Here is a 26,282-nt window from a genome sequence, read left to right on the forward strand (position 1 = left end):
CGCTTTCACAAAGAGTGAAATGATAGGGTTGTTAGCTGGGTTCCTGGTATCGATCTTGGTACAGGATAAGACAGATCTTTGCGTGTTGTCTGGATCGGTCAGAAACCAATTTGCAAGAACGATAACCGTCCGGGCGATGGCCCGAACGGTCTTTATTCAGTACCAACGACCGACTGCGATCACTGTTGGCGCTATACTGGTAGCGTCCAAGGATGGAGCCATCACCTGATACGTCGCTTGAGTTTCTGAAGGTGCATCAAACCCCATAAATCGGCCAATACCGCCGCCGTTCCCGCTGAGAGCGGGAGAACTTCTGTCAGCAAAGGCAATAGGGAAATCCCAATTGGCGGTACCGCTGGCGAACATACTACCAGTTGCGGTCGTGCAGGCCACAGCACTTAGAACGGCGGTGCAAATCTGGGTTCCATCGGCAAAGCGCGTGTAGTCACCATTTGCATTGCCGCCCCTCTCGATCACCGCTCCGCTGGGTACGCCGCTGCTTTCGGATACGGTGCCCAGCACATTGCCCGGTCCGTATCCGTAATCTGCCCGCATCAGGCGACCCGAGGTGGTGTCATCGGCGCTGCTTTGAACAGCCGCTCCGCTGGCTGTTCCGGTTGTGGCGTCAAACCGCAAAGCATCGACCCAGCTTCCGCCATCCTGCGAGACCTTGATTGAAAAATTTGTATCGCCGGATAGGCCCATTTCGGCATGGCCGGTCCAGTTCGATTGAAACAGCAGCGAGGCAGTATCACCGGCACCAGCCTTGTTGATCTTGAGTTGGTGGCCAGCGCCCTCATGCGTCAACAAGGTGGCAGGGCTACGTACGGCCAGACGGTTTGTGCTGTCTGATCCGGTTGCGATGCCGATCCCGGAAAGGTTCTGTGTATTGACCGGCGGGTCGATCCACGCCGACCCGTCCCAGACTTTCAACAGCCCTGCATTTTGATCCCAGGCCCGCCAGCCCATGTCGGGAGTCAAGAAATGCCACCCGTTGTCCAACCAAGCCGCCAGTTTTCCATCCTGTCCGGACCATGCCGCGGTCGGAGACGTGCCCAATGCATAGGTTTCACCCTGATCAGGAGCAGCTGGTGGGATCGTCGCGTTAACGGACGCAACGCTTAGCTGCACCACCAGATCTAGCGCACGCAGCGCTTCGTTATGGGTCACATGTTTTTGGGCCTGCGCGGGTTGCAGATAGGGCAGATTTAGACGGGGAGTGTTCTGTGGCATGGGCATCCTCCTGTGGTGTCGGTCCGATGATGATTGCGCGCCACACTGCCGTGATGTGCGTAAATCCCGCCTGACCCAGCCGAACGCCCAGGTTTCGAATTTTTAAGATTTGGTCTCAGAAATATGGAGACATCTGCCTTGCAGATGCCCCAAAACTTGGATCAGTTCTTGAAATCAGATCTCAGTCACGCGCGTAGACATCTTCGTAGCGAATAATGTCATCTTCACCCAAATAGGTCCCGGTCTGCACCTCGATAAGAACCATTGGCACTTTGCCTGGGTTTACCATCCGGTGCACGGCCCCGAGCGGCACATAGACGGATTCATTCTCAGACACGAGCTGTACCTTGTCGTCAATAGTCACCTCGGCGGTGCCTTCCACGACAATCCAATGCTCGGACCGATGGTGATGCGATTGCAAGCTCAGCGAAGCGCCGGGATGGACGTGAATGCGTTTGACCTGAAACCGATCGCCGATGACGAGGCTTTCGAACCATCCCCAAGGGCGATGATCAACGGGCAATGCTTCCGCCTGCTTGGCGCCTTTTGCCTTCAATGCTGCGACGGCCTGCTTGACGTCTTGCGCCCGGTCCATGCTGGCGACCAAAACCGCGTCAGGCATAGCCACGGTGATTACGTTCTCTAACCCCATTGCAACAACTTCTTGCGCGGGCGATTCAGAACGCACCAGCACGTTGCGACAATCTATGGCGGTCACTTCGCCGGCAGTTGCAACGCCGTCCGTATCGGGGTTGCTCAGCTCTTGTACGGCAGACCAGCTGCCCACGTCTGACCACCCGGCGGCATAAGGGACAACGCTGAGATTGTCGGCCTTCTCCATAACCGCATAGTCGATAGAGATGTCCTGAACTGTTGCCCAGGCCTCGGGATCTAACCGCAGGAAGCCCAGATCACACTGTGCATGCTCAACCGCCTTCTGAACGGGCGCAATTAGATCATGTGCATGCTGGTCGAAAGCCTCAAGGATATCTCGGACCGCGAACAAAAAGATGCCCGAGTTCCAAAGATAACTCCCTTCAGCCACCATTGCCTTGGCGTTTTCAAGATCGGGTTTTTCAACGAACCGGTCAAGTTGCACAGAAGCGCCTGACGAGTCCGGTGCTTGGGCGAGCTTAAGGTAGCCATATCCGGTTTCGGGTCGGTCGGGTGTGATCCCAAACGTCACCAGATCTCCACTCTCGGCTATTGTGCGGACCCCTTCGGCGACGGCCGCATGAAAGGCCGCACTGTCTGGAATGACGTGATCCGACGCGGCCACCAGCATCATCGCGTCGGGGTCAGTGGATGAAAGGTGCAGGGCAGCGGCCAGCACTGCAGGTGCAGTATTGCGTCCTTCGGGTTCGATCAAGATCGGACCCGGATCGACTCCGATGGCCATTAATTGTTCAGGGACAACAAAGCGGAAAGCCTCGTTGGTCAGGATCAGAGGTTTGGCGTAAGGCGTGTCGGTCGGGCCTTTCAACCGCTCGGCACATTGCTGCAGCAGGCTGGTTTCACCAATCAGCGGAACAAACTGTTTGGGGTAGCTTTTACGCGACAACGGCCAAAGCCGAGTGCCGGATCCGCCACATAAAATTACAGGATAGACCATGCTCACGGTGCCTGCCCCTTCTGAACCTTTTAGCTTAAACTATTGAATTGAAATCGGAATAGCTGACACAACTAGGCCTACTGCGCGGCCCGATCAGAGGCCACGACTTCATGCAGATATTGGTTTAGGTCGTCGCGCAGATCATCGCGGGCCAATGCGAACGAGACCGTTGCTTGCAGAAAGCCAGCCTTTGAACCACAATCGAACCGCTGTCCGTCAAACTTGTAGCCAAAGACAGGGACACCATTGCCAATATCCTCAGCAATTGCGTCGGTCAGTTGGATTTCGCCGCCACTTCCCTTCTTTTTCTGGTTCAGATTGTACAGAACCGAAGGACCTAAGATGTAACGACCGATCACCGCAAGATTGGATGGCGCGTCCTCTGGTCTCGGTTTTTCCACCATTCCTTTGGCACGGACAACCGTTCCAACATTCTGGCCGGTATCCAGAATACCGTAGGAGCTGGTTTTTTCGTTGGGAACTTCCATCGCGGCGACCATGTTGCCGCCGGTTTCCTCATAGGCTTCGACCATCTGCTGTAGGCAGGGTTTGTCGGCGGCAATCACATCGTCGGGCAGCATCACGGCAAAGGGTTCATCCCCGATCAGTCGACGGGCGCACCAGACCGCATGTCCCAATCCCAAAGCCTTGTGTTGACGGATATAGGCAATCGCTCCGCTTTCCATATTGGTTGCGTTCAAGACTCCAAGCAGTTCGTCTTTGCCCTTAGACTTGAGGTCCTGCTCCAGCACGAGATTGTGATCGAAATAGTCCTCAAGTGCTGATTTTCCGCGCGATGTCACGAAGATGAATTCAGTGATCCCGGCCGCACGCGCTTCGTCGATGGCATATTGGACCAGCGGACGATCAACCAATGTCATGATTTCCTTTGGCACCGACTTTGTCGCCGGAAGAAACCGAGTGCCCATTCCCGCTACGGGAAATATCGCCTTGGTGACTTTGCGTACCATATTACCTCACTAATTCTATATATTGCCGACGACTCTCGGTGATGCCGGAGCCCCCACATATAATCTAAAATCCTACCAATCAATCACACCCGGCTGGTCTGCTACGGGTTCGCTGGAATCTGCCATTAACTTAAGGGCAGAGTCAAAACGAAACACGACCGAAAGCGGGATCACCGAACCAATCCACTAATCACTTGTTCTATGAAGTTTAAAACGCGCCCCTTAGATCGGGGCGCGTAAGATTATGCATTGGCCATAATCGCCTCAAGCGGATCGTGTTCGGCGACGAAGTGATCCGGGGCAATCTCACTGAGTTGAGGTACATAGTCGGTCTCACCCATAGACAATCTGCTGGGCAAAAAGCGCAAAGCTGCTTTCGGATCCATGGGAGAAGGCAATTCTCCAGGCAGTTTAAGCCGTTGGCGGCTGCGCTCGACATCCGGATCAGGGATCGGAACCGCCGAAATCAGGGACTGAGTGTAAGGATGTTTCGGTTCGGAACAGATCACTTCACCATCGCCCAATTCAACGATGCGGCCCAGATATAGAACCATGATCCGGTTCGAAACCGCGCGTACCACAGACAAATCGTGGCTGATGAAGATCATCGATAGGCCAAACTCTTGTTGCAGTTCACGCAACAATCCTACGATCTGGGCTTGAATGGACACATCCAGCGCAGAAACTGCCTCGTCACAGATAATCAGTTTTGGTTTGTTGATCATGGCACGCGCGATTCCAACACGCTGGTTTTGCCCCCCGGACAGCTCGTGCGGATACCGGTTGATCATGTTGGCCTTCAAGCCAACACGCTCCATCATCTCTGCGACCAGCTCTTTGCGTTCCCGCTCGGTCAGATCCGGGCGATAGGTTTTCAGCGGTTCTGCGATCGAGGCCGAGATCGTCATCCGTGGATCAAGGCTCGCCAGCGGGTCCTGAAACACGATCTGCAGGTCCTTGCGGTACTTGTTCAACTCGGCCCGTTTCAGCCCGACGATCGGATGCCCCAGCCAGCTGACATTGCCCGCGCTGGGTTCGATCAGTTGCAGCACAGCCCGGGCCAGCGTGGATTTGCCACAGCCGGATTCTCCAACAACACCCAGGGTCTCGCCCTTTCGGATGTCGAAACTCACGCCATCAACGGCTTTCAGCGGTACCTTGTGCCCAAAAAGACCTCCCGAGACATGGATGGGGAAATGAACCTTGACGTCATCCACTTTCAGTAGCGGTTCTCCCGTCTGCGTAAGAGCTTTCGGAGCATCGCCCGCATCAATTCGCGGCATAGCCTCAAGTAGCGTTCGGGTATAATCATGCTGAGGAGAACGAAAGACTTCGCGCGTGTCACCGGCCTCCACAAACTCACCCATACGCATGACTTGAATATTGTCGCACATGCGCGCAACAACGCCCATGTCATGGGTGATCAGAGCAATGGCCGTACCTTCATCCTTTTGCAACCGTACCATCAGGTCCAAAATGTCGGCCTGAACGGTCACATCCAACGCAGTAGTCGGCTCATCCGCGATCAAAAGTTTGGGATTACACAGCATCGACATGGCGATCATCACACGCTGACGCATGCCACCAGACAATTCATGTGGATATTGATCCAGCCGCCGTTTCGCTTCGGGGATGCGAACGCGATTCAGCCAGTCAAGGCAACGTTGGCGGGCAGCCGAGCCTTGCAAACCTTCGTGAACCTGTAGCACTTCGCGCATCTGCTGGCCGACCCGCAGATGTGGGGTCAGGGCGGTCAGCGGATCCTGAAAAATCATGCCGACGTCTGAGCCACGAATCTTGTTGATTTTGTTCACAGGTAGATTCAGGATTTCCTGACCATTCAGCAAAGCAGAACCAGACGCATGGCCAGCGGAGGGCAACAGCCCCATCGCTGCCATGAACGTCTGGCTTTTGCCCGAGCCACTTTCGCCGACGATGCCCAGACATTCGCCGGGATTGATGTCGAAACTGATGCCTTTTACAGCTTCAACCACGCCGTCAGGTGTATCAAATCGGACGCTCAGGTCCTTAACGGAAAACAGACTCATATCAGCGATCCTTCGGGTCCAGAGCGTCGCGCAAACCGTCACCGATGAAGAACATGGTGATGATGATGGCGACATAAAAAGTAAGAGGGAACATCAGCTGCCAGAGCGTACCATACGCCATGGTGCCAGCCCCTTCGGCGATCAGGCGGCCCAACGATGTGTAGGGTTCTGAGATTCCGAGGCCGAGGAACGAGATGAAGCTTTCGGTCAGGATCATCTCAGGCACCAGTAACGAAGCGTACACGATCACAACGCCCAACAGGTTGGGCAGAATGTGACGGTACATGATGGTAAATTCGCTGACACCGGCGGCGCGCGCGGCTTCGATAAATTCGCGGTTCTTCAGGGTCAGGGTTTGCCCCCGAACAATCCGTGCCATCGTCAGCCAACCAACAGCGCCCAAGGCGATGAACAGCATGAAAAAGGATCGTCCCGCCACGACAAGCAGCAAAATGATGATCAGTGTTGCCGGAATAGCAAGCAGGATGTCCACGAACCGCATCATGGCACTGTCGGTGCGTCCGCCAATATATCCAGCGGTGATGCCATAGCAGGTGCCGACGATCAGAGCGGTCGCGGCCCCGATCAAACCGACCAGCAGCGATGTGGTGGTGGCCTGAATGACACGGCTGTATAGGTCGCGCCCCAGATCATCGACGCCGAAAAAGTGTCCGGTTTCGATGGACGGCATGCCCATGCCGCGCACGTCCCCCATGACGTTCCAATCGATCTCTTCATTGTTCCAGACCGCGAAGTAAGGCCCAACAATTGTGAACAACACGATCAGACCTAAAATGAAAACGCTGGCCATTGCGGCCTTGTTGCGGACAAAACGTATCCGTGCGTCCTGCCAAAGCGAGCGCCCCTGAATGACCGTGTAATCAGTGATTTCCTCGGCCAGATGGGCGGCTTTTTGTGATTTTCCAAGCATTGCCTGCCCCTCAGTATCGGATTTTTGGATCGAACCAGGCATAAGCCAGGTCGGTCAGAAGGTTCACAACCACGGTCAACGCGCCGTAAAGAATGGTGACCCCCAGCAGCACAGCATAGTCGCGAGACAAGGCCGAGCCGACATAGGCCTGCCCCAGACCACCGGTTGAGAAATAGATGTCGACAAAAACCGAACCGGTCAGAACGTAGACAAAAACCGGCCCGAGGTACGAGACCACGGGAAGCAATGTCGGCTTAAGCGCATGGCGCCAGATCACGGTTCTTGTCGGCAATCCCTTGGCCCGTGCAGTTCGAATGAAGTTCGAGTTCAGAACCTCCAGCATCGATGACCGCGTAATCCTTGCGATCGATCCCATGTAGGAGGTCGCCAACGCAATCACCGGCATCACCAGATACTGCCATTGACCGCCATGCCAGCCGCCACCCGGCAGCCACCCCAGCCACAGGGTAAAGGTCAGGATCAGGATCGGCCCCATGATGAAGTTAGGAAGCGCCTGAGCGGCGATACCCAGACCCACCGCAAAGTAGTCAATCCAGCTGTTGTGTTTGATTGCAGCGGCAATTCCCAGCGCGACGCCAACGGAAGTTGCAACAAGGAAAGACAACGAACCATAGGTCAGCGAAATCGGGAAACCCTGCGCGATGATGTCGTTCACATCCCGATCCTTGAATTTGAAGGACGGTCCGAAATCAAAATGCACCACGATGTTGTACAGATAGTCCCAAAGCTGTTTCCACAGCGGTTGGTCCAATCCATAACGCGCCTCGATATTGGCCAGAACCTGCGGCGGCAATGGCCGTTCCGAGGTGAATGGCCCGCCAGGCGCGATGTGCATGAGGAAAAAGCAGGCGACGATCAATAACAGGATCGTCGGAATAGCGACCAGCAGCCGCTTTAAACTGTAGGCAAGCATTTCATGCCCCCGTGTTTATTGGCCCTGCCCCGGATGTCTCCGGGGCAGGGCGTGGTTCAAAGACGATTATTCAGCGAGCTTGTAGAGGTTCTTCGAGTACCAGTTCTGCTCGACGTTGTTCACCGGCCAGTTGCCTACATCGCTGTCCATCATATAGACGCCTGCGTAGTGATAGATCGGGATCACAGGCGTTTCTTGGGCGATGATGCGTTCAACTTCGGTGTAAAGCGGAGCCGGATCGTCCGAGGTTTTGGCCTCGGCCAGCAGCTCATCAACGCGCGCGTTGGCATATTTCCCGTCATTATAGCCCGAGTCCGACTGCAGCAGGTCCAGGAAGGTCGACGCCTCGTTGTAGTCTCCGCACCAAGCACCACGTGCCAGCTCAAAGTTTTGGTTGCCGCGCTCCTCGAGGAAGACTTTCCACTCCATATTTGCCAGTTCGGCGTTCACGCCAAGCTTCTGCTTCCACATCTGGCTCAGCGCAACGGCGACCTTCTTGTGGTTTTCCGCGGTGTTATAAACCATCTGGAAGCTCAGAGGGTTGTCAGGCCCATAACCTGCTTCTGCTAGAAGCTCCTTCGCCAACTCGTCGCGTTCGGCTTGGGACATGGATGCCATCTCAACGGCCGGAACGGTGAAGCCTGCGGTTGCTTCGGGGGCGAAGGTGTAGGCTTCGGGCTGACCGCCTGCCATCACTTTTTCGGTGATAATCGCACGATCAACGGCCAGTGACAGGGCTTGGCGGACGTTCGGGTCCTTGAAAGCCTCGGGGCCACCATCAGACAGATTGAAGGTGTAATAATAGTTGCACAGGCGTGGGAAGCTGATGGCTTCTACGGGGTGCTCTTCCTTCAGACGTGGGTACTGGCCGGCTGGAATTTCGGTGCGGTCCAGTTCGCCAGCCAAATAGCGGGTCAGGGCGACGTTTTCATCATTGATGACCAGCGCCACGACCTTGTCGATGATGGTGTTATCGTTGTCCCAATAGGCGGTGTTGCGTTCACGTACCGAGCGTTCCTGCGGCAGGTGCTCGGTCAGAACATATGCGCCGTTCGAGACGATGTTTTCCGGTTTGGTCCAGGCGTCACCAAATTCTTCGATCACTTTCTGCGGTGCCGGGAAGGTTGTCGAATGTGTGGTCATCTGCGGGAAATAGGGCAGGGGGGCGCTCAGGCGGACTTCCAGCGTTTTGTCGTCGATGGCTTTGACACCCAACTCATCTACCGGTTTTTCGCCCGCGATGATCTCGGCAGCGTTTTCGATCGACATCAGTTCCATGAACCACGCATAGGGCGACGACAGTTCGGGATCGACGGCGCGCTTCCAGGCATACACAAAGTCACCTGCGGTCACCGGATCACCATTCGACCACTTCGCTTCATCGCGCAGGGTAAAGGTGTAAACGTCCTTGGTATCGTTGACCGAGAATTCGGTGGCGACACCAGGAACCAGGTTACCGTCTTCATCCTGATTCATCAGGCCTTCAAACAGATCGCGAACAATTTCTGCACCCGACACATCTTCTACGACTTGCGGGTCGACCGAGCTGTGTTCATCGAGAATCCGATAGGTGAAGGTCTGATCGTCGGCCAGGGCTTCTCCGGTTTCGGGATGTGTGCCGGCAGCGATTGCAGCACCAGTAATGATGGTCGAGGACAACAGTCCTGCCAAAGAGGTTCTGATTATTTTGTTCATGTGTTTACTCCCATTTTGTATGGTTTCGAACGTCCAAACCGCATTCGCGGTGGGCGCTTGTCTGCCATTTTGTCTCCGGCAATTGTCTGGACTTTACCTTGATCTAGATCGTGCCAAGATCGATAATTTCGGCATTCATGCATCAGGCAATGTCAGAGATCCGAATGCGAAAGCTATCTTTCACTGCCCATGAACCTGTCAGTTTTGAAGCAAAGGTAAAGGGTTTTGCGGTGGGTGAAGACCACAAAGGCTGATTAGAACCGCAGCCGGCGGAGGTGTTAAAATTTTATTTTGAAACGCTTCGTGGCAGTGACATTTTCGTGAAGCTCAACATATCACCGTGGGTGAATGTGTTCGCATTGATGCTCGTAAATGGCGAATCAGTACGCTGCTACGGCTTCAGAACGGCCTTCAATGAGGCATCGGGGAAGCAGGTTGGTGTGCTTCCAGAAGCCTCTTGCCAGCGCCCGATCGAGCGTCGGGTTTTGTATCCGGGCAGGCCATCGACGCCACCGACGTCATGACCCTGTTGAACAAGCACCTGCTGCATGCTGGCGACATCTGAACGATAGAGATTGCCGACATCGCCCCAACGACCCCGAAAATCGCCAACTCCGTATTGGATGCGATCACCGACATGTCCCACAAACAGCGCATAAAGGTCGCTGGTGTTATAGTCTTTGAGGACATAGAAATTGGGCGTTACGATAAAGGCCGGACCGCTACGACCGGCAGGCATCATAAGATAGCCCTCGGCATCAAGTTCATGTGCCGGAAAAGGTTTGCCGGAAACGCGATTTACGCCCATGGCGACCCAATCGCGGATCAACCGCCCCTGATCAGGGCCCTCCAACGCGCAAGAAACGGTCGTGGGTAGGATAACTTCGAACCCCCAGTCGCGGCCTGTCACCCATCCGTGCTCGTCAAGATACGCGCCGATCGATGCAATCGTGTCCGAGGCTGAGCCCCAGATATCAGTTCGGCCATCCCCATCGCCATCGCGCGCGTAAGTCAGAAAATTTGTGGGCATGAACTGAGGCTGCCCCAAGGCACCCGCCCAACTGCTTTTCAGTGCGTGGCCTTGGCCGTGACCGGATTCAGCGATCTGTAGCGCAGCAATCAGTTCAGCCGTGAAATACTCTGCCCGTGTGCTCATGAACCCTTTGGTGCCCAGCACCTGAAACGCATTATGGCGGATCGGGACTTGTCCGTATCCGCTTTCGCGGCCCCAGATGGCCAGTATGATACGGGCAGGTACGCCGGTTTCTGTCTCGACACGTGATAGCGTGTCCGCGTGGCGCCTAGCCATCTTGCGACCGACGGAGGTGGCACCTTGGACTGATCCGGCATTGAAATATCGACCAGGTGAGCCGAACTCGGCCTGCCGTTGTTGCTTGGGTGTCTTTTTGGGGCTGCCCGGCGGAACCAGGTCAGGAAGGTCCCAGTTTAGCGTTACCCCGTCAAAGGCACTTTGGAACGTGCGTTTCGAAACGCCCTTGGCTTTTGCCCGAGGCCATATGGCTTGTTGCAGCCAGTTCTGGAACTGACGTTCAACCTCAGCGCGATCTTGCGCTACCGAGGGGGCGGCAAGACAAACCAGGGAGACTATAGCAAGAACCAAACGCATATGATTGGTCTCGCGCGCGCTTGACCTCATGTCAACAGCGCCGCCGCAGGGTGATTTTGGAAAAGTTCTTGAGAAAATCCGTGACTCTGCCGATAGTTGCCGGGAAACCCCGCCGCAAGAGGATCATCAGGTGTGACCTTGTCTCGGATACATTCAGTCGCTGTGCCAGCCTTGGTGATCTTTGTTGCTCTGTTGTTGACGGCTGAGTCTGCCGGGGCGAGTGATAGCTTCATGGACCCCCAAGGCCCGATTGCAGCGGTGCAAAAGACACACCTTTTGCGCGCGACGGCTCTTATCCTGATCGCTGTGATACCGGTTCTGGCTCTGGTGCCGCTGATTGCCCTGCGTTATCGCCGACGTAAGGGTGGAAATGCTGCATACACGCCGCATTGGGATTTTTCGGCGAAGCTTGAATTTGTGATGTGGGGCGTCCCGGTCGTGATCGTGATGATCCTGTCTTTCTATCTCTGGAAAGCGACACATCGTCTTGACCCTTATTCGGCCCCTTTTGGAGAAGAGCCTGCCCTAAATGTGCAGGTGGTTGGCCTCGATTGGAAATGGCTGTTCATCTATCCAGATCATGGCATCGCAACGGTGGGAGAACTGGGCATACCGATCAAACAGCAAGTTGCGATGACGCTGACCACAGACACGGTGATGCAGTCGTTCATGATCCCGGCGCTGGCAGGGCAAATCTATGCCATGCCGGGGATGACGACTCGGCTACACCTGGTGGCAGACTCGCCTGAGACGATGCAAGGCGAGAACACACAGTATAATGGCCGAGGATTCACAAAGCAGAAATTCCTGGCGCAAGCGATGCAGCCCGAGGATTTTCAGGCATGGGTCGCCAGTGTTAAAGCGCATGGCATACCGTTGACCGAAAGCACCTATCGGACGTTGGCGATGCGTACGGATCGGGATGAGGTGCAGGCGGCATTGGGCACCGAACTCATGCCGCTGAATGCGCTTTATTTCACGCTGGAAGAGGGCGACCTGTTCCATTCGATCCTGCGTCGTTATCACAGCGGAGAGCCTCTGCAGTTGGATCAGCAACCCGGAACGGCTGAATACGGGCAGGAGGCAAGCCAATGACAAATGCCGAGACCGGCTTCTTCGGTCGCCTGAGCTGGGATGCCTTTCCCATCGCTGGACTGATCCAGAACCCTGGCGCAAATGAGATCATTGCAAACGCTGCTGCTGCTATTGTGATCGTGGGCGTAGTGGTAGTGATTGGCATCCTGACGTGGTTCCGGTTGTGGGGCCCGCTCTGGCGCGATTGGCTGACCAGCGCTGATCACAAGAAGATCGGCATCATGTACATTGTCTTCGCCATCGTCATGCTGGCGCGGGGCGTCTTGGAAGGCGTGGTGATGCGGGCCCAACAGGCGGCGGGACCGGGGGACGGATTCCTGGAACCAGAGCATTTCGCGGAACTGTTCAGCACTCATGGCACCATAATGGTGTTCTTCGTCGCGGTACCTTTTGTCTTTGGCGTCGCTAATTACATAATTCCGCTCATGATAGGCGCGCGCGACGTGGCCTTTCCGGTGATGAACCAGATCGGGCTTGGCTTAACCGTCTCGGCCGGGCTGATGCTGATGGTTTCGCTTGTGGTGGGTGAATTCTCAACAGGTGGTTGGACCGCCTATCCGCCCTATACCGGGGCCGCGTTCAATCCCGGCGTTGGGCCGGATTACTGGATCTGGGCCATCGTGGTCTCTGGCGTGGGCACAACACTGACTGGCATCAACTTTGCCGTCACGATCTACAAGCTGCGTGCGCCGGGGATGAAGTTCATGCGGTTGCCCATGTATTGCTGGACGATAATCTGCAGCTCGATTCTGATCATCTTTGCCATGCCCCCCCTTGGCGTAGCTGCATTGTTGCTGGCCGCTGACCGATATCTCGATTTCCACTTCTTCACCAATGACCTTGGCGGCAACATGATGAACTATGCCAACCTGTTCTGGCTGTTCGGTCACCCCGAGGTCTACCTGCTGGTCCTGCCCGCCTACGGCATCTATTCCGAGGTCTTTGCCACCTTTTCGGCCAAGCGGCTTTATGGCTACAATTCACTGGTCATCGCAACAATGTCGATTGCGGTCATGTCCTTCACGGTTTGGTTGCATCATTTCTTCACCATGGGGCAAAGCGCTCTGATCAACGCGGTGTTCGGGATTGCCACGATGCTGATCGCCATTCCGACCGGGGTAAAGGTCTATGACTGGATGGCGACTCTGTACCGTGGGCGGATTCGATTCTCGGTCCCGATGCTTTATGGCCTTGCGTTCTTGATGTTGTTCGTCATCGGCGGCCTCAGCGGAGTGGTTCTTGCCAATCCAACCGTCGACTATCAGGTCCATAATACGCTGTTTCTGGTTGCTCATTTCCACAACGCGTTGCTACCCGGTGTGCTGTTCGGGTTGCTCGCCGGCTATAACTACTGGTTCCCCAAGGCCTTTGGGTTCCGTCTAAACGAGTTCTGGGGCCGCGTTTCGGTTTTCTGCTGGACGGTTGGGTTTCTGCTGACCTTCATGCCGCTCTACTTCGTTGGTCTGATGGGCATGCCCCGCCGGTCGTTCAGTTGGGAGGATCCCAGCTTTCACCCCTACATGATCACCGCCGCCATAGGATCGCTGGTGATTACTTGCGGGTTGCTTTCGATCCTGGTCCAATTGTGGGTCAGTATACGCGACCGAGAACAGACCCGCGCACCGGTCGGTGATCCTTGGGACGGGCGCACGCTGGAATGGTCGATCCCGTCTCCACCGCCACCCTACAACTTCGCTATTATTCCGCAGGTTAGTGACCGCGATGACTTTGCTGCAGCTAAGGAGCGCGGACAAGCCTATCCTGCACCCGCGGCCTACGAAGATATCGAGATGCCGCGCAACACCGGCATCGGGTTTATCCTCTGCGTGCTCAGTGGCATCTGGATGTTCTCTCTGGTCTGGTGGATCTGGTGGCTGGCAGCACTGATGACCATCGCGATGATCCTCGCCATTATCATCTGGAGTTTCGACACCAGCACCGAGGTCATCATCCCCGCCGAAGAGGTCCGCAAAGAACACGAGGCGTGGTTGGCGCTGGTCCACAGCACCGCCGCTGTGGATCGCGATCATGAAAGTACACCGGAGAATCGCGGCCTCGCCCGCCCGGATATGGAGGCCGTGATATGAGGCGCGCACCCAAGCACAGCTATCCGGGGATAAACCTCGGTGAGGACCACGCCAGCGCCCACAAGGCGACCGAGGTCGTCACTTTCGGCTTCTGGGTCTTCCTGATGAGCGATCTGGTCTATTTCGGCCTGATGTTCGCGATCTATATCACCATGATAGACGCGCAGGCCGGCGGTCCGGGCCCGCATGAGCTGTTCGACCTGAAAAGTATCTTTGCCCAGACTCTCATTCTGCTGACCAGCAGTTTGACCGTCGGGCTGGCGATGTTGGCGCTGAAATACAACCTGCCTCGGGCACGGATCGTGCTGTGGTTCGGAGTGACTCTGCTGCTGGGGCTCAGTTTTCTGGTTTTGGAAATCCGTGATTTCATGAACATGGCAGCCCAAGGCGGTATCCCACAGCGTAGCGGGTTTTTGTCGGCCTTCTATGGTCTCGTACCGCTCCACGGCTTGCATGTTGCAGCCGGGTGTCTGTGGCTAATCGTGCTGGGTATTCAGCTGCGTGTGTTCGGGCTGACCGATCTGCTGATGTCGCGTATGGTGCGGTTGGCGCTATTCTGGCATTTCCTCGACCTGATCTGGATCGGCATAATAACCATCGTGTATTTCGGAGGGCTGGCCTATGGATAAACGATCCGAGATGCATCACCGCGAACGGCGGCGTTACGTGATTGGCTATGGTGGGTCACTGCTGCTCACGCTGGTGGTATTTGTGATCGCCTATCATTTCGGTATTGAAACACCAGGCGTCTATATGACCATCGGCCTTTTGGGGTTGGCACAACTGGTTGTTCAACTGATCTATTTTCTACACATCGACCGCCGCCGCAGCAGCCGAGAGGATCTGGACCTGGTTCTGTTCTCGACACTTGTTCTGCTGATTATCATCGGCGGGACAGTTTGGATTCTGGGCAATCTGGCCATGCGCATGCATATGCAGGTGATGTGAGGTCGCTCGATTAGGCACCGAAAAGGAAGCTGCTTATGAAGTCATTCAAGGCAATTGCCGCCGCAGGGATCCTGGTCACGATTGCTGTTGGATTGTTCCTTTTCTGGCGGCATGAAGAGCGGTATCCGTCAACAAAAGACGCCTATATCGGCGCGAATATCATCTATGTGGCCGCACAGGTGACCGGGCAGGTTTCAGACGTTGCGGTGGTCGAAAACCAGCCGGTCAATGCAGGCGATTTGCTGTTCTCGATTGATCCGACACAGTTCCAAGCCTCGGTCGATCAGGCCAAAGCTAATCTGGACAGTGCCATTCAGCAGGCTGACTCCTTCTCGAACCAGATCACCGCTGCACAGGCCGCTGTCGAAAGCGCCAACTCTTTCTACGAAACGGCTCAGAGCAATCTTGAACGCGCCCGAGCTTTGTTTTCGGACGGGGACCTCGCGCAGGCCTCGCTGGACCAAACTACATCCGAATTCGCACAGGCTTCGGCCCGGTTGACCACCAGCCGGTCCGAGCTTTCCGCATTGCAAAGTGGTCTCGCGGCCCGGCAGGACAATGTGTTGTCCTCGCAGGCTGCGTTGGAAATCGCGCAGGCCGATCTTGTCTGGACCAAGGTCTATGCCGCGGCCGATGGCTGGATCGCAAATCTGACGCTGCGGCCAGGGTCGTCTGTCTCGGCCAATGCGCCGCAATTTTCCATTGTCGAGTCGTCTGACTGGTGGGTCGATGCAAATTTCAAGGAAACATCACTGCCACGCATCCGACCCGGTCAGCCGGTCACAGTGCAGGTGGATATGCTTCCAGACACGACCCTGACCGGCAAGGTTGCGTCGATCGGTCGAGGCTCGGGCGATACGTTTTCGTTGTTGCCGTCCGAAAACTCCAGCGGCAACTGGGTCAAGGTCACTCGACGTTTCCCGGTGCGGATTGAGCTTGATCCAACTGATGCTCCGCTGCGTGTAGGAGGCAGCAGCAAAGTTACGGTGGATACAACCGGACCCAGCCAATGACTGATGCCGGCCATATCAATCGCGTGATTGTCGTGGCCGTCGTGCTCAGTGCAATTCTCGAAGTTCTGGACAGTACCATCGTCAATGTTGCGTTGCCGCATATTCAGGCGGCTTTTGGGGCCACAACCGATCAGGCGACATGGATCTTAACCAGCTATATCGTCTCAGCCGTTGTGGTCATGCCGCTGACCGGGTTTGTCGCGCGTCGGGTCGGGCGGCGCAGGCTGATCCTGACTGCGGTCACGGGTTTTGCCACAATGTCTGTCATGTGCGGCCTGTCATGGAGTCTTCAGACTATCGTCGCGTTCCGCCTGGCGCAGGGGATGTTCGGCGCGTTCCTGATCCCGTTATCGCAGTCCATCCTGTTTGACGCCTTTCCGCGTGAAAAACGGGGACAGGCCATGGCGGTCTTTGGCTTGGGCGTGGTGGTCGCACCGGTGTTGGGCCCAACTGTAGGTGCAGTCCTGACTGAGTATTTTTCGTGGCGAATGGTGTTTTTCGTCAACCTTCCGGTCGCTGCCATGGCCCTGCTGCTTTTGGCGGGCGAGTTGCCGGACGACAAAACCGAAGAGGTGCGCATCGACTGGAAAGGCCTGGCGCTGCTGGCAGTTGGCATTGGATGCCTTCAATTCATTCTTGACCAAGGTGAGACCAAGGACTGGCTGTCATCGAGGATGATACAGCTGGCGCTGATCGCTTCGGTTCTTGGGGCGCTGGGGTTCATAGTCCATTCTCTGACATCCCGGCATTCTGTCGTTGATTTGCGCCTTTTTGCGGATCGCAACTTTGCCCTGTGCAACCTGGTGATAGCGGGGTTCGCGATCTCATTGTTTGGCGGGATCGCCATACTGCCAACCTTTGTGCAAAGCCTGCTCGATTACCCCGTGATCGAATCCGGTCATTTGTTCATACCGCGCGGGATCGCCGCAGGTGCATCGATGGTGCTGACCGGGGCCGTACTGGTCACCCGGTTTGATCCACGAGTTTTAGCCGGGTTGGGGATGCTGTTGACAGCAGTGGGGAATTTCATGTTGGGCACGCTCAACCTCGACGCCGGTTTCTGGCAACTGGCTTGGCCGGGCTTTGTCAGTGGTCTGGGGATGGGGCTGGTGTTTGTGCCGATGTCTATTCTGGCATTCGAGAGCATCAGTAAATCAAGGCAGGATGAGGCCTCGGGCCTATTCAACGTCACCAGGCAGCTTGGCTCTTCGGTAGGTATTTCATTGGTGGGGACTTGGGTCGTGCGAGGCCTGCAAACCAATACGGCAGTGCTCAGCCAGAATGTGACACCCTACAATCCTGCTGCACAGGCTTATCTTGCGCCGCTGGGGCTGACACCCGATAGCGCCCAGGGTGCCTCCATTCTGGGGCAAGAAATTTCTCGACAGGCCGAGATGATCTCGTACCTTACTGTATTCAACAATCTTGGACTGCTGGCGTTGGCCACGATCCCACTGTTGTTCTTCTGCCGCGCGCCCAGGCCCGATCAAAGGGCTGCAGCACCCGTTCACTAGCGCGTCAGAACAAGGCCCAGCCATAGCGCGAACCAGCACAAGACGAGGCTGAGAACGATGTTACCGGCGGCAAATACGATCGTCCGTTCACGGTGCAATTGGAGCGATTGATAGGCGAAGCTTGAGAATGTGGTAAAGCCGCCGCAAAACCCGAATACAAGGCGTTTTTCCTCTTCGCCCATTTCCGCAGAGCCACCCAGATAACCAATCCATAGACCCAGCAGAAGGCTGCCCAGAACATTCACGATCAGGGTCGAGTACGGCAGATCATGCGTCACCCGAAGCGCCAGCCAATGCCGCAGTACAGCCCCCAATCCTCCGCCCAATGCGAACATGGCATGCAGATACAAGGTCGTCATTCCGATGTTTCCCGGGAATGATGCCGCCGACCCAGCGCTTCCCCAAGAACCGCCGCCGTAAGACCAAATGCGATCTCCGCGCTTACGGCGATAACCACAAACCAATTCCCGGTTTCTGCCAGTCTTTCCAGCTCGGCGACGAATGAGGAAAACGTCGATAGCCCACCGCAAAATCCAACGGCCCCTAGATGCAGGACGTGGGCGTGGACACGATTTCGAATGGCATAGAGCCAACCTAGAACGAAACAGGCCGCAACATTAATGCCGAAAGTCGCGGTTAGGAACGGAGCGCCGGGGATCTCCAGCGAAAATAGCTCGCGCAGCAACGACCCTGCAGCACCCCCCACAAAGACGGCTGTATACATCAGGGCGCGATGCCCGAATACAGGCGCTGTTTTCGACACTGCGGTTGATCCTGCTCTGACCAGCGTTTCATTTTGCATACAGACTGCTTTTGCTTGGTTCAACCGGCCTCGCTAACCCAACCGTTATCTTTGTTTGATTAGCAAGGGCTTGCGCAAACAGGTCAATTTGTTCCACGTTCTGGATGAAGAGCAGGGTCATGGACCCAATGTCCATTCAAGGTCACGCTGTCACAGCGCTACTCAGGGAGATAGGAAATGATTGTTCGCAGGCTTTACTATTTCCTCAGCTATGTCTGCTTGCCTTTGACTTTGCTTTGGGGTTTTTTCTGGCCACCCGCTCACTGGTTGCTGATCATACTGATCCCCTATGCGGTTGTCGGTCTCTACGATATGCTGACAACCAAGCATAATGTGCTGAACAACTACCCGGTACTGGGTCACTTCCGATATATGTTGGAGTTTGTCAGCCCTGAAATCCGGCAGTATTTCGTTGAAACCAATGAAAGCGGGCGGCCCTATAATCGGATCATCCGCAGTCTGGTCTATTCCCGCGCCAAGGGGCAGGTGGATACTCAGGCGTTTGGCACTCAGTACGATATCATGACGGTAGGTTATCACCGCGCTGATCACTCGCTATCCCCCAAGCACGTCGAAGAGAGCGAGGAACGGGTGATACTGGGCGGCCCTCAGTGCGACAAACCCTACAATGCGTCGCGTCTGAACGTATCAGCAATGAGTTTCGGTGCACTCAGCTCCAACGCAATCCGTGCTTTGAACGGCGGTGCAAAAGATGGGGGTTTTGCGCATAACACGGGCGAAGGCGGGCTGTCCCCCCACCACCTGGCCGAAGGTGGAGACATCATCTGGCAGATTGGAACAGGATATTTTGGATGCCGCACGCCTGATGGTGGGTTCGATAAGGACCTGTTTGCCGAAAAGGCCAAGAAAGATGTCGTCAAAGCGATCGAGATCAAATTGTCGCAAGGGGCGAAGCCGTCTCATGGCGGGGTCCTACCGGCAGCAAAGGTGGATGAAGAAATCGCCGAGATTCGTGGGGTTCCAGTACATCAGGATGTGATTTCCCCACCTATTCATTCGGCCTTTGATGGACCGACTGGATTGATGCATTTCGTTCAGCATCTGCGAGAGATGTCAGGTGGCAAGCCCGTAGGCTTCAAACTGTGCATCGGTCGTCGATCCGAGTTTATGGCGATTTGCAAAGCGATGTTGGAAACTGAGATTCTGCCTGACTTCATCACGGTGGACGGCGCGGAAGGGGGCACTGGCGCTGCCCCGGTCGAGTTCACCAACCGATTGGGGATGCCGCTTAACGAGGCACTGATATTTGTAAACAACTGTCTGCGCGGTATCGGGGTCCGCGACAAGGTGCGGGTGATCTGTTCGGGCAAAGTGGCCACTGGGTTCGATATGGTCGAGAAATTCGCTTTGGGTGCGGATATGTGTAACGCGGCGCGGGCGATGATGTTTGCGGTGGGGTGCATTCAGGCGCTGCATTGCAACACCAACAGGTGCCCTTCGGGGGTGGCGACGCAAGATCCGATCCGTGGGCGGGCGGTGAATGTGCCACAGAAAAGACAGCGCGTGCATCGGTTTCATGACGCGACGCTTGAAAGCTTCCGCGAGATATTAGGGGCTATGGGCAAAGCAAAAGTTTCCGACCTGCGCCCTGCCGACATCCGGCGCCGAAATGCGGATGAACGAGAGCGGTCTTATGCCGAGCTATACAGCTTTCTGGATGACGGCTCTCTGTTGGGCAAGACCATCCCTGAAGAGTTCGCCGCTGACTGGCAAGTCGCCTCAGCGAGCCAGTTCTAGCGACCGCTAGCTAGGTGTTGATCGCGGGTTATTGAGCGTATGCGTATGGATTTTGCGGATGCTCCATTCCACGGCATCCCGCATTGTCTTGCCCAAGGCGATATCAAAGGCCTCAACCAGTTCGGGTGTTTTATCGCTGGTCGCCAGCACTGCTTCCTGGAATGAGCTTGAAGCGATGATCTTGTCCTCATACTCATCGATAATCTTAATATTGATGCGCACTTCTACGCGGACCGTCTTCGTATCTTCGGTTTCGCTGATGACGATGCCCTGAAATTCGCGCAGATCAGGCGCGATCACATAGTCCGCTCTCAGGCCTACGGTCGAACGTCCTACCGCCGCGACCTTGCCCGAATTTTCGTAGCTTTCGACCATCAGCGCCTGCACAATTAACGGCGCGCGATCCACCCATCGGGCCCGCGGCAGATACTGTACCTGAAGCAAGGTGGGCTGCACGGCGATCTGATCGGTGTTCACGGCCGCCGTCGCTGTGGGCTCTTCGACAACGATCTGTTTTTGGATTCGCGGCAGCGATGACGAGAACGTGCTTTTGGGTGTCAGCAAATACAAGTCATTGGGCTTAGAAGCCTGCCGCAGCGTGCCCAAGCCCGTGCAGCCCGTCAAAGCGGCCAAAACCAGAGTCAATATTAAGGGCCGTATCATTGACGAAACTCCGATGCTTGGGTGCCTAACAAAAAGCGGGCCGGGTCGCGTTCGACCTTGTCGACCAATCTATCCAGACTGATGACCAGACGCTGTGATTCCTCGATGAACCGGATGAACTGAGGCAACCCAACGCGCAAGAAGTCCGAAACCTGACGGCGGTTGTCCTGAACGATCCCGTCGATGGTTCCCAGCAGATCCGACGCCGATTGGGAGGCGCTGAGAACATCGTCGGAAATCTTGTCAATCTTTTCGGTGATATTCGAGACGGTTTCCGCAACCTGATTAGCCGCCTTACTCACATCTTCAGCGACAGGTGAGATATCCTCGTCCATCACCCGGTTTGCCGAGTCAAACGCCCTCTCTGCTGAATCGAGCGCCCCTTTGGCTGAATCCATAGTCGATGTAACCGACTCAAGGGTGGTGTTTGCATTCAGAACAGTCTCGCTGATTACTTCAAGCGTAACGCTGCCTTCATCTGACAGCCGAGTCAGCCTTTCGGCCAGGATTGACCCGCGTTCGATAAAGGGCCGGATATCTTCCTGAATCACGCTTTCAGCACTGGCAATGGCGTTATTTGCAGTCTCTAGCGTTGTTTTGGCGGATTCTGAGGTCTCTTTGATGCTCTTCAGCGTGTCCGTTCCTGTGCTCAACGTCGTCTCGGCCGTATTCGCCAACGTATCCAGTCTCTTGGTAAATTCTCCAACGTCTTTGGCCGCACCGCCCAAATCGGACGAGAGCGACTGGAAATCCGTCAGAGTTTTATCCAGCTTGCCCGACGCTTCTGCCAGATTGTTCAGGATATCCGACACCGCCTTTCGGTTTTTGTCATCAACAACCGAATTGAGGTTCTCCAACAGGGTGACCGCCTTTTCCAGAACCTCTGGCGCACCCTCAAGCAAGGATTGAATCGAACTGCGCTTGCTTGGGATGACACTATTCTGGGCCAGCCTTTCTGCGGTTGGGGACCCGCCGGAAAGCTCAACATAAGCAACCCCTGTCACACCCAGAGATTGCAACTGTGCGATGGTTTCTTTGGTAACAGGGATGTCGGCATCAACCTCAAGCCGCACTCGCACCTTTGACGGGTCATCTTTGTCCAAGTCCAAGGAAACCACCTGACCCACGGGCAAGCCGTTGTAATTTACGCCACCTGCAGCCGACAGGCCCGAGACATTGTCGAACAACACATCATAATAGGCGTATTGCCGGGTCACTTCGAATTTGGCGAGCCACAGAAAGAACCCGAAGGCACCAAGGATGCCCGCCAGGGTGAACGCACCGATCAGGATGTAATTCGCTCGGGTCTCCATCGCCTCTACCTGTCCTGCCCCTTCTGTTGTGCCGCACGGGCGCGGGGGCCTGTGAAATATTCCTGAACCCAAGGATGGTCGACCTTGGTCATCTCTTCTATCGGACCTTCAACCAGCACGCGTTTTTCCGCAAGTACCGCGACGCGATCACATATGGCATAAAGGCTGTCCAGATCATGCGTTACCATGAACACGGTCAGCCCCAACGTGTGCTGAAGTTCCCCGATCAGTTCATCATATGCGGCGGCCCCGATCGGGTCCAACCCGGCAGTTGGTTCGTCCAGAAAAACGATTTCGGGGTCCAGCGACAGGGCGCGGGCCAACGCAGCGCGTTTGCGCATTCCACCGGACAGTTCCGAGGGGAACTTGCTGCAACTTAGTTGAGGCAAGCCAACGAGACTGATCTTCAGCCCACCTAGTGCGGCCATCAATTTTTCACTGATACCCGTGTGCTCGCGCAGAGGCGCCATCACGTTCTGCAATACAGTCAGTGAGGAAAACAGCGCACCGTCCTGAAATGCCACGCCCCAGCTTCTTTCGATCCGCTGACGTTCTTCTTCGGGGCCATTAAGAACATCGACGCCAAGAACCTCAATACTTCCCGACTTGGGCTTGTTCAGCCCGACGATCGTACGCAAAAGCACGGACTTCCCAGTGCCCGATCCACCGACAACACCCAGCACTTCACCGCGCCAGACATCGAGGTTGAGGTTGTCGTGGACCACTTGCTCGCCGAACTGGTTGGTTAAATTGCGCACACGAATAACGGCCTCGCGTTTCGTGTCGGATTGGGGCTTGTCCTGAAGCGCGGCTCCATCCATGTCAGATCCCCAACTCTGAGAAGAAGATCGAAAACAGGGCGTCGATGGCGATGACCATAAAGATCGATTGCACGACCGAGGCCGTCGTCCGCTGACCAACGCTTTCGGATGAACCTTTGACCTGCATAGCCTGCCAGCAGGCAATGACACCGATCACCAGTGCAAAGAACGGTGCCTTGATCATCCCGACGGCAAGCTGTGCGACGCCGGTATTTTCCTTCAACCGGGTCAGGAACATGCCGGGGCTGACACCGAGGTCGATCCAACTCATCAACGCTCCGCCGATCAGGCCAGCCATATCGGCAACAAAGCCAAGAATGGGCAACATGATCAACAGCGCCAGAACACGGGGAATGACCAGAACTTCAATCGGATCCAACCCCAGGGTGCGCATCGCATCAATCTCTTCCTGCACCTTCATCGAGCCAATCGAAGCCGTAAAAGCCGAACCGGAGCGACCAGCGACGATGATCGCTGTCAGCAGGATACCAAGCTCACGCAGGATCGAGATGGAGATCAATTCGACAACAAAGATCTCAGCCCCGAACTGTTTCAACTGCGTCGCGCCCTGAAAGGCCAGAACGACGCCGATCAGGAAACCCATCAAGGACACAATCGGCAGCGCCTTGAAGCCGACTTGCTCCATCTGTGACACCAAGGCAGCACGACGCAGTCGCCATGGCATGATCAGAGTCCGGACCAATCGATGCAGAGTAAGGCCAAGAAAGCCGATGATTGATAATGTGTCCTGCCAGGCGCCAAAAGTTTTTTGCCCAATCCGGGCAACCCAATTCACAAAGCCATGCGGCGGCAGTTCTTCTCCTGTAACCTCGGATATGTTGTGCGATACTGTTTCGATCAATGACGAATGCGCAGGGGCCAACCCTTCGAGCTGGACCTGAACGCCCTCGCTTCCCATCCGCTGCACCAAATTGGCGACTAGCCAGGCCCCTCCGGTATCCAGCGATTCCACCTGCGACATGTCCACAATGACATCTTGGCCGTTGGGCTTTTGGGCAGCAAAACCCGCTTCGACACGATCCAACGATTGAGTGCGCAGATCTCCGGCAAGGCGGATACAAACGCCGGTTGCGCTGGTCTCGGAAATAATCGTCGGCCGTGTCATAGCGGTATGTGATGGCAAACACCGGGTCGCTGCAATGGATTTGTTCGAACCCCTCAGGATTTTGCACCCGCGCATTGCGGTAGAGCGACAGTGAAGCCCATGGTTCCGGTTCTGGAGCAGGCAGAGCGGGCGAGCCATGCGTTTCGCGTGTTTGCATTGTGGCGCAGGCTCAGTCGGGGTGTTCTGAATGAGGGCGGACAAGCAGAACTATTAATATTCAGATAATTATAGACAAATGTCCTTTGTAAGGTATCGTGAGGCCGAAGTTTTCCTGTTGCGGTTGTGTGTTCGAACAGGCGGCTTGGTCGGGCAGCAAGTGGGCCAATTGGGCGCTTCTTCACCTTGTCTCCGGCTTTTGCCTCAAATGCCTGTCAGGCGCGGATTGAGAGGTGATTGATGGTCGATTGGCTGGTGCATATTCTTCAAAATTACCCTGAACTGGCGGTGTTTCTGTCCATCGGTATCGGCTTTCTCGTTGGTCCCTGGAAACTGATGGGATTCAGTCTGGGCACGGTCACGGCAACGTTGTTGGCGGCGGTGGTGATCGGTCAGGCCCAGATTGAAATCGACTCGGCGGTCAAATCGACTTTCTTCATCTTGTTCATCTTTGCTGTGGGCTACGGTGTCGGACCTCAGTTCATCCGCGGCCTGAAAGCAGACGGCGCGCGCGAGGTGTTCTTTGCTCTCAGCGTGCTCGCACTTTGCCTTGTAATCCCGATCATCGCAGCTAAGGTCGCTGGTCTGGAACTTGGCTATGCCGCGGGGCTTTATGCCGGATCGCAGACGATTTCAGCGGCGATTGGGGTTGCCACTGACCAGATCGGTCAGCTGGGCCTGTCGGCGGAACAGGCCAAGACCTATGCCAACCAGATTCCGATCGCCTACGCGGTGACCTACATTTACGGCACAATCGGATCGGCCATCATTCTGGCCAAGATCGGCCCGCGCCTGATCGGCGTCGATCTGGTCGCGGCCTGCAAGGAATATGAAGCTAAGCTGGGTGGCACGACGTCGGTTGAAACCGGTGATGGCATCGTCTCGGCATATCGCGCGATCGAGGCGCGGGCCTTTGAGATCCCAGAAGGTAGCGATCTGCTGGGGCAACCGGTCAAAGATCTGATGCCCGGTATCCGCATCTATGCCGAACGCCTGAGACGTGACGGGAAGATCATAGAGGTAGATGATAACACCGTATTGCAGGCCGGAGATGTTGTGATGTTCTCAGGCCGCCGCGCTGATCTGGTGGGTTTGCTTGAGACCAATCTTACAGAAGCTGACGCGCCTGATCTGCTGAGCATACCGTCGGAAAAACTGGATGTGCTGATCACCAGCAAAGAGGTTCATAACAAGACGCTTGAAGAGCTAAGCAAACTGTCGATTGCGCGGGGCATTTATGTCTCGAAACTGATGCGAAACATGCAGGATTTGCCGCTGCTACCCGGGACCGTCGTGCATCGTGGTGACATCGTCACAATTCAGGGCAGCAAGCGGCATGTCGAGGCCGCCGTTGCCCAGATTGGCTATGCCGATCGCCCGGTAGACACTACAGATCTGGCCTTTGTAGGCTGGGGGATATTCATCGGTGGCATCATTGGAACACTGTCAGTCATGATGGGTGGTTTCCCGATCAGCCTTTCCACCACCGGAGGCGCGCTGCTGGCTGGGCTGGTGCTGGGCTGGCTGCGTACGGTGCACCCGACCTTTGGGCGCATCCCGGGTCCGGCGCTTTGGTTGATGAACACTCTGGGTCTGAACGTGTTTATCGCGGTGATAGGGATCACCGCAGGGCCGGGATTTGTCGCGGGACTGCAACAGGCCGGTATTGCGCTGCTGCTATGGGGAATCGTCGCGACTTCGCTACCAATGATCTTTGCAGTTTACGTCGGGCATTACGTGTTCAAATTCCACCCGGCCATTCTGTTTGGTGCCTGCGCAGGTGCGCGCACCACGACAGCGGCGTTGGGTATGATCCAGGAAGCCGCGCAAAGTCGCATCCCGGCGCTTGGCTACGGAATGCCGTATGCGATTGGAAATACATTATTGACCATCTTCGGGATGGTCGTTGTTTTGATCCTAAGCTGATTTGGAGAG

At 55.7% G+C, this 26,282-nt stretch carries 22 protein-coding genes; 8 read left to right on the forward strand and 14 right to left on the reverse strand.

All coding sequences use genetic code 11. From position 1 onward, the window contains the following. Nucleotides 1-156 precede the first annotated feature (156 nt). The 8 genes from ACR0A1_RS13850 to ACR0A1_RS13885 all read right to left on the reverse strand — a co-directional run bounded on the left by ACR0A1_RS13850 (nucleotide 157) and on the right by ACR0A1_RS13885 (nucleotide 11,051). The gene (locus tag ACR0A1_RS13850; RefSeq protein WP_480868000.1) at nucleotides 157-1,233 is read right to left on the reverse strand and encodes a DUF2793 domain-containing protein; all 1,077 of its coding nucleotides are present in this window, start codon (nucleotides 1,231-1,233) and stop codon (nucleotides 157-159) included. A 181-nt stretch (nucleotides 1,234-1,414) separates the two neighbouring features. Continuing rightward, nucleotides 1,415-2,845, reverse strand: coding sequence for a mannose-1-phosphate guanylyltransferase/mannose-6-phosphate isomerase (locus ACR0A1_RS13855; RefSeq protein ID WP_170625829.1), 1,431 nt, complete (start codon nucleotides 2,843-2,845; stop codon nucleotides 1,415-1,417). 77 nt (nucleotides 2,846-2,922) lie between these two features. Beyond that, complete coding sequence (galU, locus tag ACR0A1_RS13860) at nucleotides 2,923-3,816, reverse strand: UTP--glucose-1-phosphate uridylyltransferase GalU (protein ID WP_480868002.1); 894 nt, start codon at nucleotides 3,814-3,816, stop codon at nucleotides 2,923-2,925. A gap of 242 nt (nucleotides 3,817-4,058) precedes the next feature. Further along, nucleotides 4,059-5,864: an ABC transporter ATP-binding protein gene (locus ACR0A1_RS13865; RefSeq protein WP_170818178.1), complete on the reverse strand. Its 1,806-nt coding sequence runs from the start codon at nucleotides 5,862-5,864 to the stop codon at nucleotides 4,059-4,061. Between the two features lies 1 nt (nucleotide 5,865). Beyond that, complete coding sequence (locus tag ACR0A1_RS13870) at nucleotides 5,866-6,795, reverse strand: ABC transporter permease subunit (RefSeq protein ID WP_170394482.1); 930 nt, start codon at nucleotides 6,793-6,795, stop codon at nucleotides 5,866-5,868. A 10-nt stretch (nucleotides 6,796-6,805) separates the two neighbouring features. Continuing rightward, nucleotides 6,806-7,729, reverse strand: coding sequence for an oligopeptide ABC transporter permease OppB (oppB, locus tag ACR0A1_RS13875; protein WP_170422826.1), 924 nt, complete (start codon nucleotides 7,727-7,729; stop codon nucleotides 6,806-6,808). A 66-nt stretch (nucleotides 7,730-7,795) separates the two neighbouring features. Next, entirely contained in the window at nucleotides 7,796-9,424 is a 1,629-nt protein-coding gene (locus ACR0A1_RS13880; RefSeq protein ID WP_170407804.1) for a peptide ABC transporter substrate-binding protein, read from the reverse strand. 391 nt (nucleotides 9,425-9,815) lie between these two features. Further along, nucleotides 9,816-11,051 (reverse strand): lytic murein transglycosylase, encoded by a 1,236-nt coding sequence (locus ACR0A1_RS13885; RefSeq protein ID WP_480868005.1) that lies wholly within the window; start codon nucleotides 11,049-11,051, stop codon nucleotides 9,816-9,818. Between the two features lie 132 nt (nucleotides 11,052-11,183). Here ACR0A1_RS13885 and ACR0A1_RS13890 point away from each other — a divergent pair, with 132 nt between their 5' ends. The 6 genes from ACR0A1_RS13890 to ACR0A1_RS13915 are packed head-to-tail and all read left to right on the forward strand — an operon-like array spanning nucleotide 11,184 to nucleotide 17,708. Then, nucleotides 11,184-12,146 (forward strand): cytochrome ubiquinol oxidase subunit II, encoded by a 963-nt coding sequence (locus ACR0A1_RS13890; protein ID WP_480706210.1) that lies wholly within the window; start codon nucleotides 11,184-11,186, stop codon nucleotides 12,144-12,146. Beyond that, nucleotides 12,143-14,233, forward strand: coding sequence for a cbb3-type cytochrome c oxidase subunit I (locus tag ACR0A1_RS13895; protein WP_170422823.1), 2,091 nt, complete (start codon nucleotides 12,143-12,145; stop codon nucleotides 14,231-14,233). The genes ACR0A1_RS13890 and ACR0A1_RS13895 overlap by 4 nt, the downstream gene beginning before the upstream one ends. Next, nucleotides 14,230-14,862: a cytochrome c oxidase subunit 3 gene (locus tag ACR0A1_RS13900; RefSeq protein WP_170422821.1), complete on the forward strand. Its 633-nt coding sequence runs from the start codon at nucleotides 14,230-14,232 to the stop codon at nucleotides 14,860-14,862. Before ACR0A1_RS13895 ends, ACR0A1_RS13900 begins: the two co-directional genes overlap by 4 nt. Continuing rightward, the gene (locus ACR0A1_RS13905) at nucleotides 14,855-15,181 is read left to right on the forward strand and encodes a cytochrome o ubiquinol oxidase subunit IV (protein WP_255612219.1); all 327 of its coding nucleotides are present in this window, start codon (nucleotides 14,855-14,857) and stop codon (nucleotides 15,179-15,181) included. Before ACR0A1_RS13900 ends, ACR0A1_RS13905 begins: the two co-directional genes overlap by 8 nt. A gap of 35 nt (nucleotides 15,182-15,216) precedes the next feature. Then, a complete protein-coding gene (locus ACR0A1_RS13910) occupies nucleotides 15,217-16,194 on the forward strand; it encodes an HlyD family secretion protein (RefSeq protein ID WP_170625518.1) in 978 nt (325 codons plus the stop codon). Further along, entirely contained in the window at nucleotides 16,191-17,708 is a 1,518-nt protein-coding gene (locus ACR0A1_RS13915; RefSeq protein ID WP_170663497.1) for a DHA2 family efflux MFS transporter permease subunit, read from the forward strand. The genes ACR0A1_RS13910 and ACR0A1_RS13915 overlap by 4 nt, the downstream gene beginning before the upstream one ends. Here the strand turns inward: ACR0A1_RS13915 and crcB are convergent. Further along, nucleotides 17,705-18,067 (reverse strand): fluoride efflux transporter CrcB, encoded by a 363-nt coding sequence (crcB, locus tag ACR0A1_RS13920; protein ID WP_170394509.1) that lies wholly within the window; start codon nucleotides 18,065-18,067, stop codon nucleotides 17,705-17,707. The genes ACR0A1_RS13915 and crcB overlap by 4 nt on opposite strands. Next, entirely contained in the window at nucleotides 18,064-18,471 is a 408-nt protein-coding gene (locus ACR0A1_RS13925) for a fluoride efflux transporter FluC (RefSeq protein WP_255612218.1), read from the reverse strand. The genes crcB and ACR0A1_RS13925 overlap by 4 nt, the downstream gene beginning before the upstream one ends. 216 nt (nucleotides 18,472-18,687) lie before the next feature. On the opposite strand from ACR0A1_RS13925, the gene ACR0A1_RS13930 reads away from it, so the two are divergent. Then, a complete protein-coding gene (locus ACR0A1_RS13930; RefSeq protein WP_480868010.1) occupies nucleotides 18,688-20,268 on the forward strand; it encodes an FMN-binding glutamate synthase family protein in 1,581 nt (526 codons plus the stop codon). 6 nt (nucleotides 20,269-20,274) lie between these two features. Here the strand turns inward: ACR0A1_RS13930 and ACR0A1_RS13935 are convergent, their stop codons facing one another. The 4 genes from ACR0A1_RS13935 to ACR0A1_RS13950 are packed head-to-tail and all read right to left on the reverse strand — an operon-like array spanning nucleotide 20,275 to nucleotide 24,191. Then, nucleotides 20,275-20,931, reverse strand: a complete 657-nt coding sequence (locus ACR0A1_RS13935) for an ABC-type transport auxiliary lipoprotein family protein (protein WP_170596158.1) — start codon at nucleotides 20,929-20,931, stop codon at nucleotides 20,275-20,277. Then, nucleotides 20,928-22,244, reverse strand: coding sequence for an MlaD family protein (locus tag ACR0A1_RS13940; RefSeq protein WP_170394518.1), 1,317 nt, complete (start codon nucleotides 22,242-22,244; stop codon nucleotides 20,928-20,930). Before ACR0A1_RS13940 ends, ACR0A1_RS13935 begins: the two co-directional genes overlap by 4 nt. A 5-nt stretch (nucleotides 22,245-22,249) precedes the next feature. Further along, on the reverse strand, nucleotides 22,250-23,065 hold the full coding sequence (locus ACR0A1_RS13945; protein WP_170394521.1) for an ABC transporter ATP-binding protein: 816 nt from the start codon (nucleotides 23,063-23,065) through the stop codon (nucleotides 22,250-22,252). A gap of 1 nt (nucleotide 23,066) precedes the next feature. Next, nucleotides 23,067-24,191, reverse strand: a complete 1,125-nt coding sequence (locus tag ACR0A1_RS13950; protein WP_480868012.1) for an ABC transporter permease — start codon at nucleotides 24,189-24,191, stop codon at nucleotides 23,067-23,069. Nucleotides 24,192-24,587: 396 nt separating this feature from the next. Between ACR0A1_RS13950 and aspT the strand changes: the two genes are divergently transcribed. Then, nucleotides 24,588-26,273 carry an aspartate-alanine antiporter gene (gene aspT / locus ACR0A1_RS13955; RefSeq protein ID WP_170394528.1) on the forward strand — a complete coding sequence of 562 codons (1,686 nt, stop codon included), beginning with the start codon at nucleotides 24,588-24,590 and terminating at the stop codon, nucleotides 26,271-26,273. The last annotated feature ends 9 nt before the right edge of the window (nucleotides 26,274-26,282 follow it).

It is taken from the genome of Ruegeria sp. D6 (assembly GCF_056534365.1).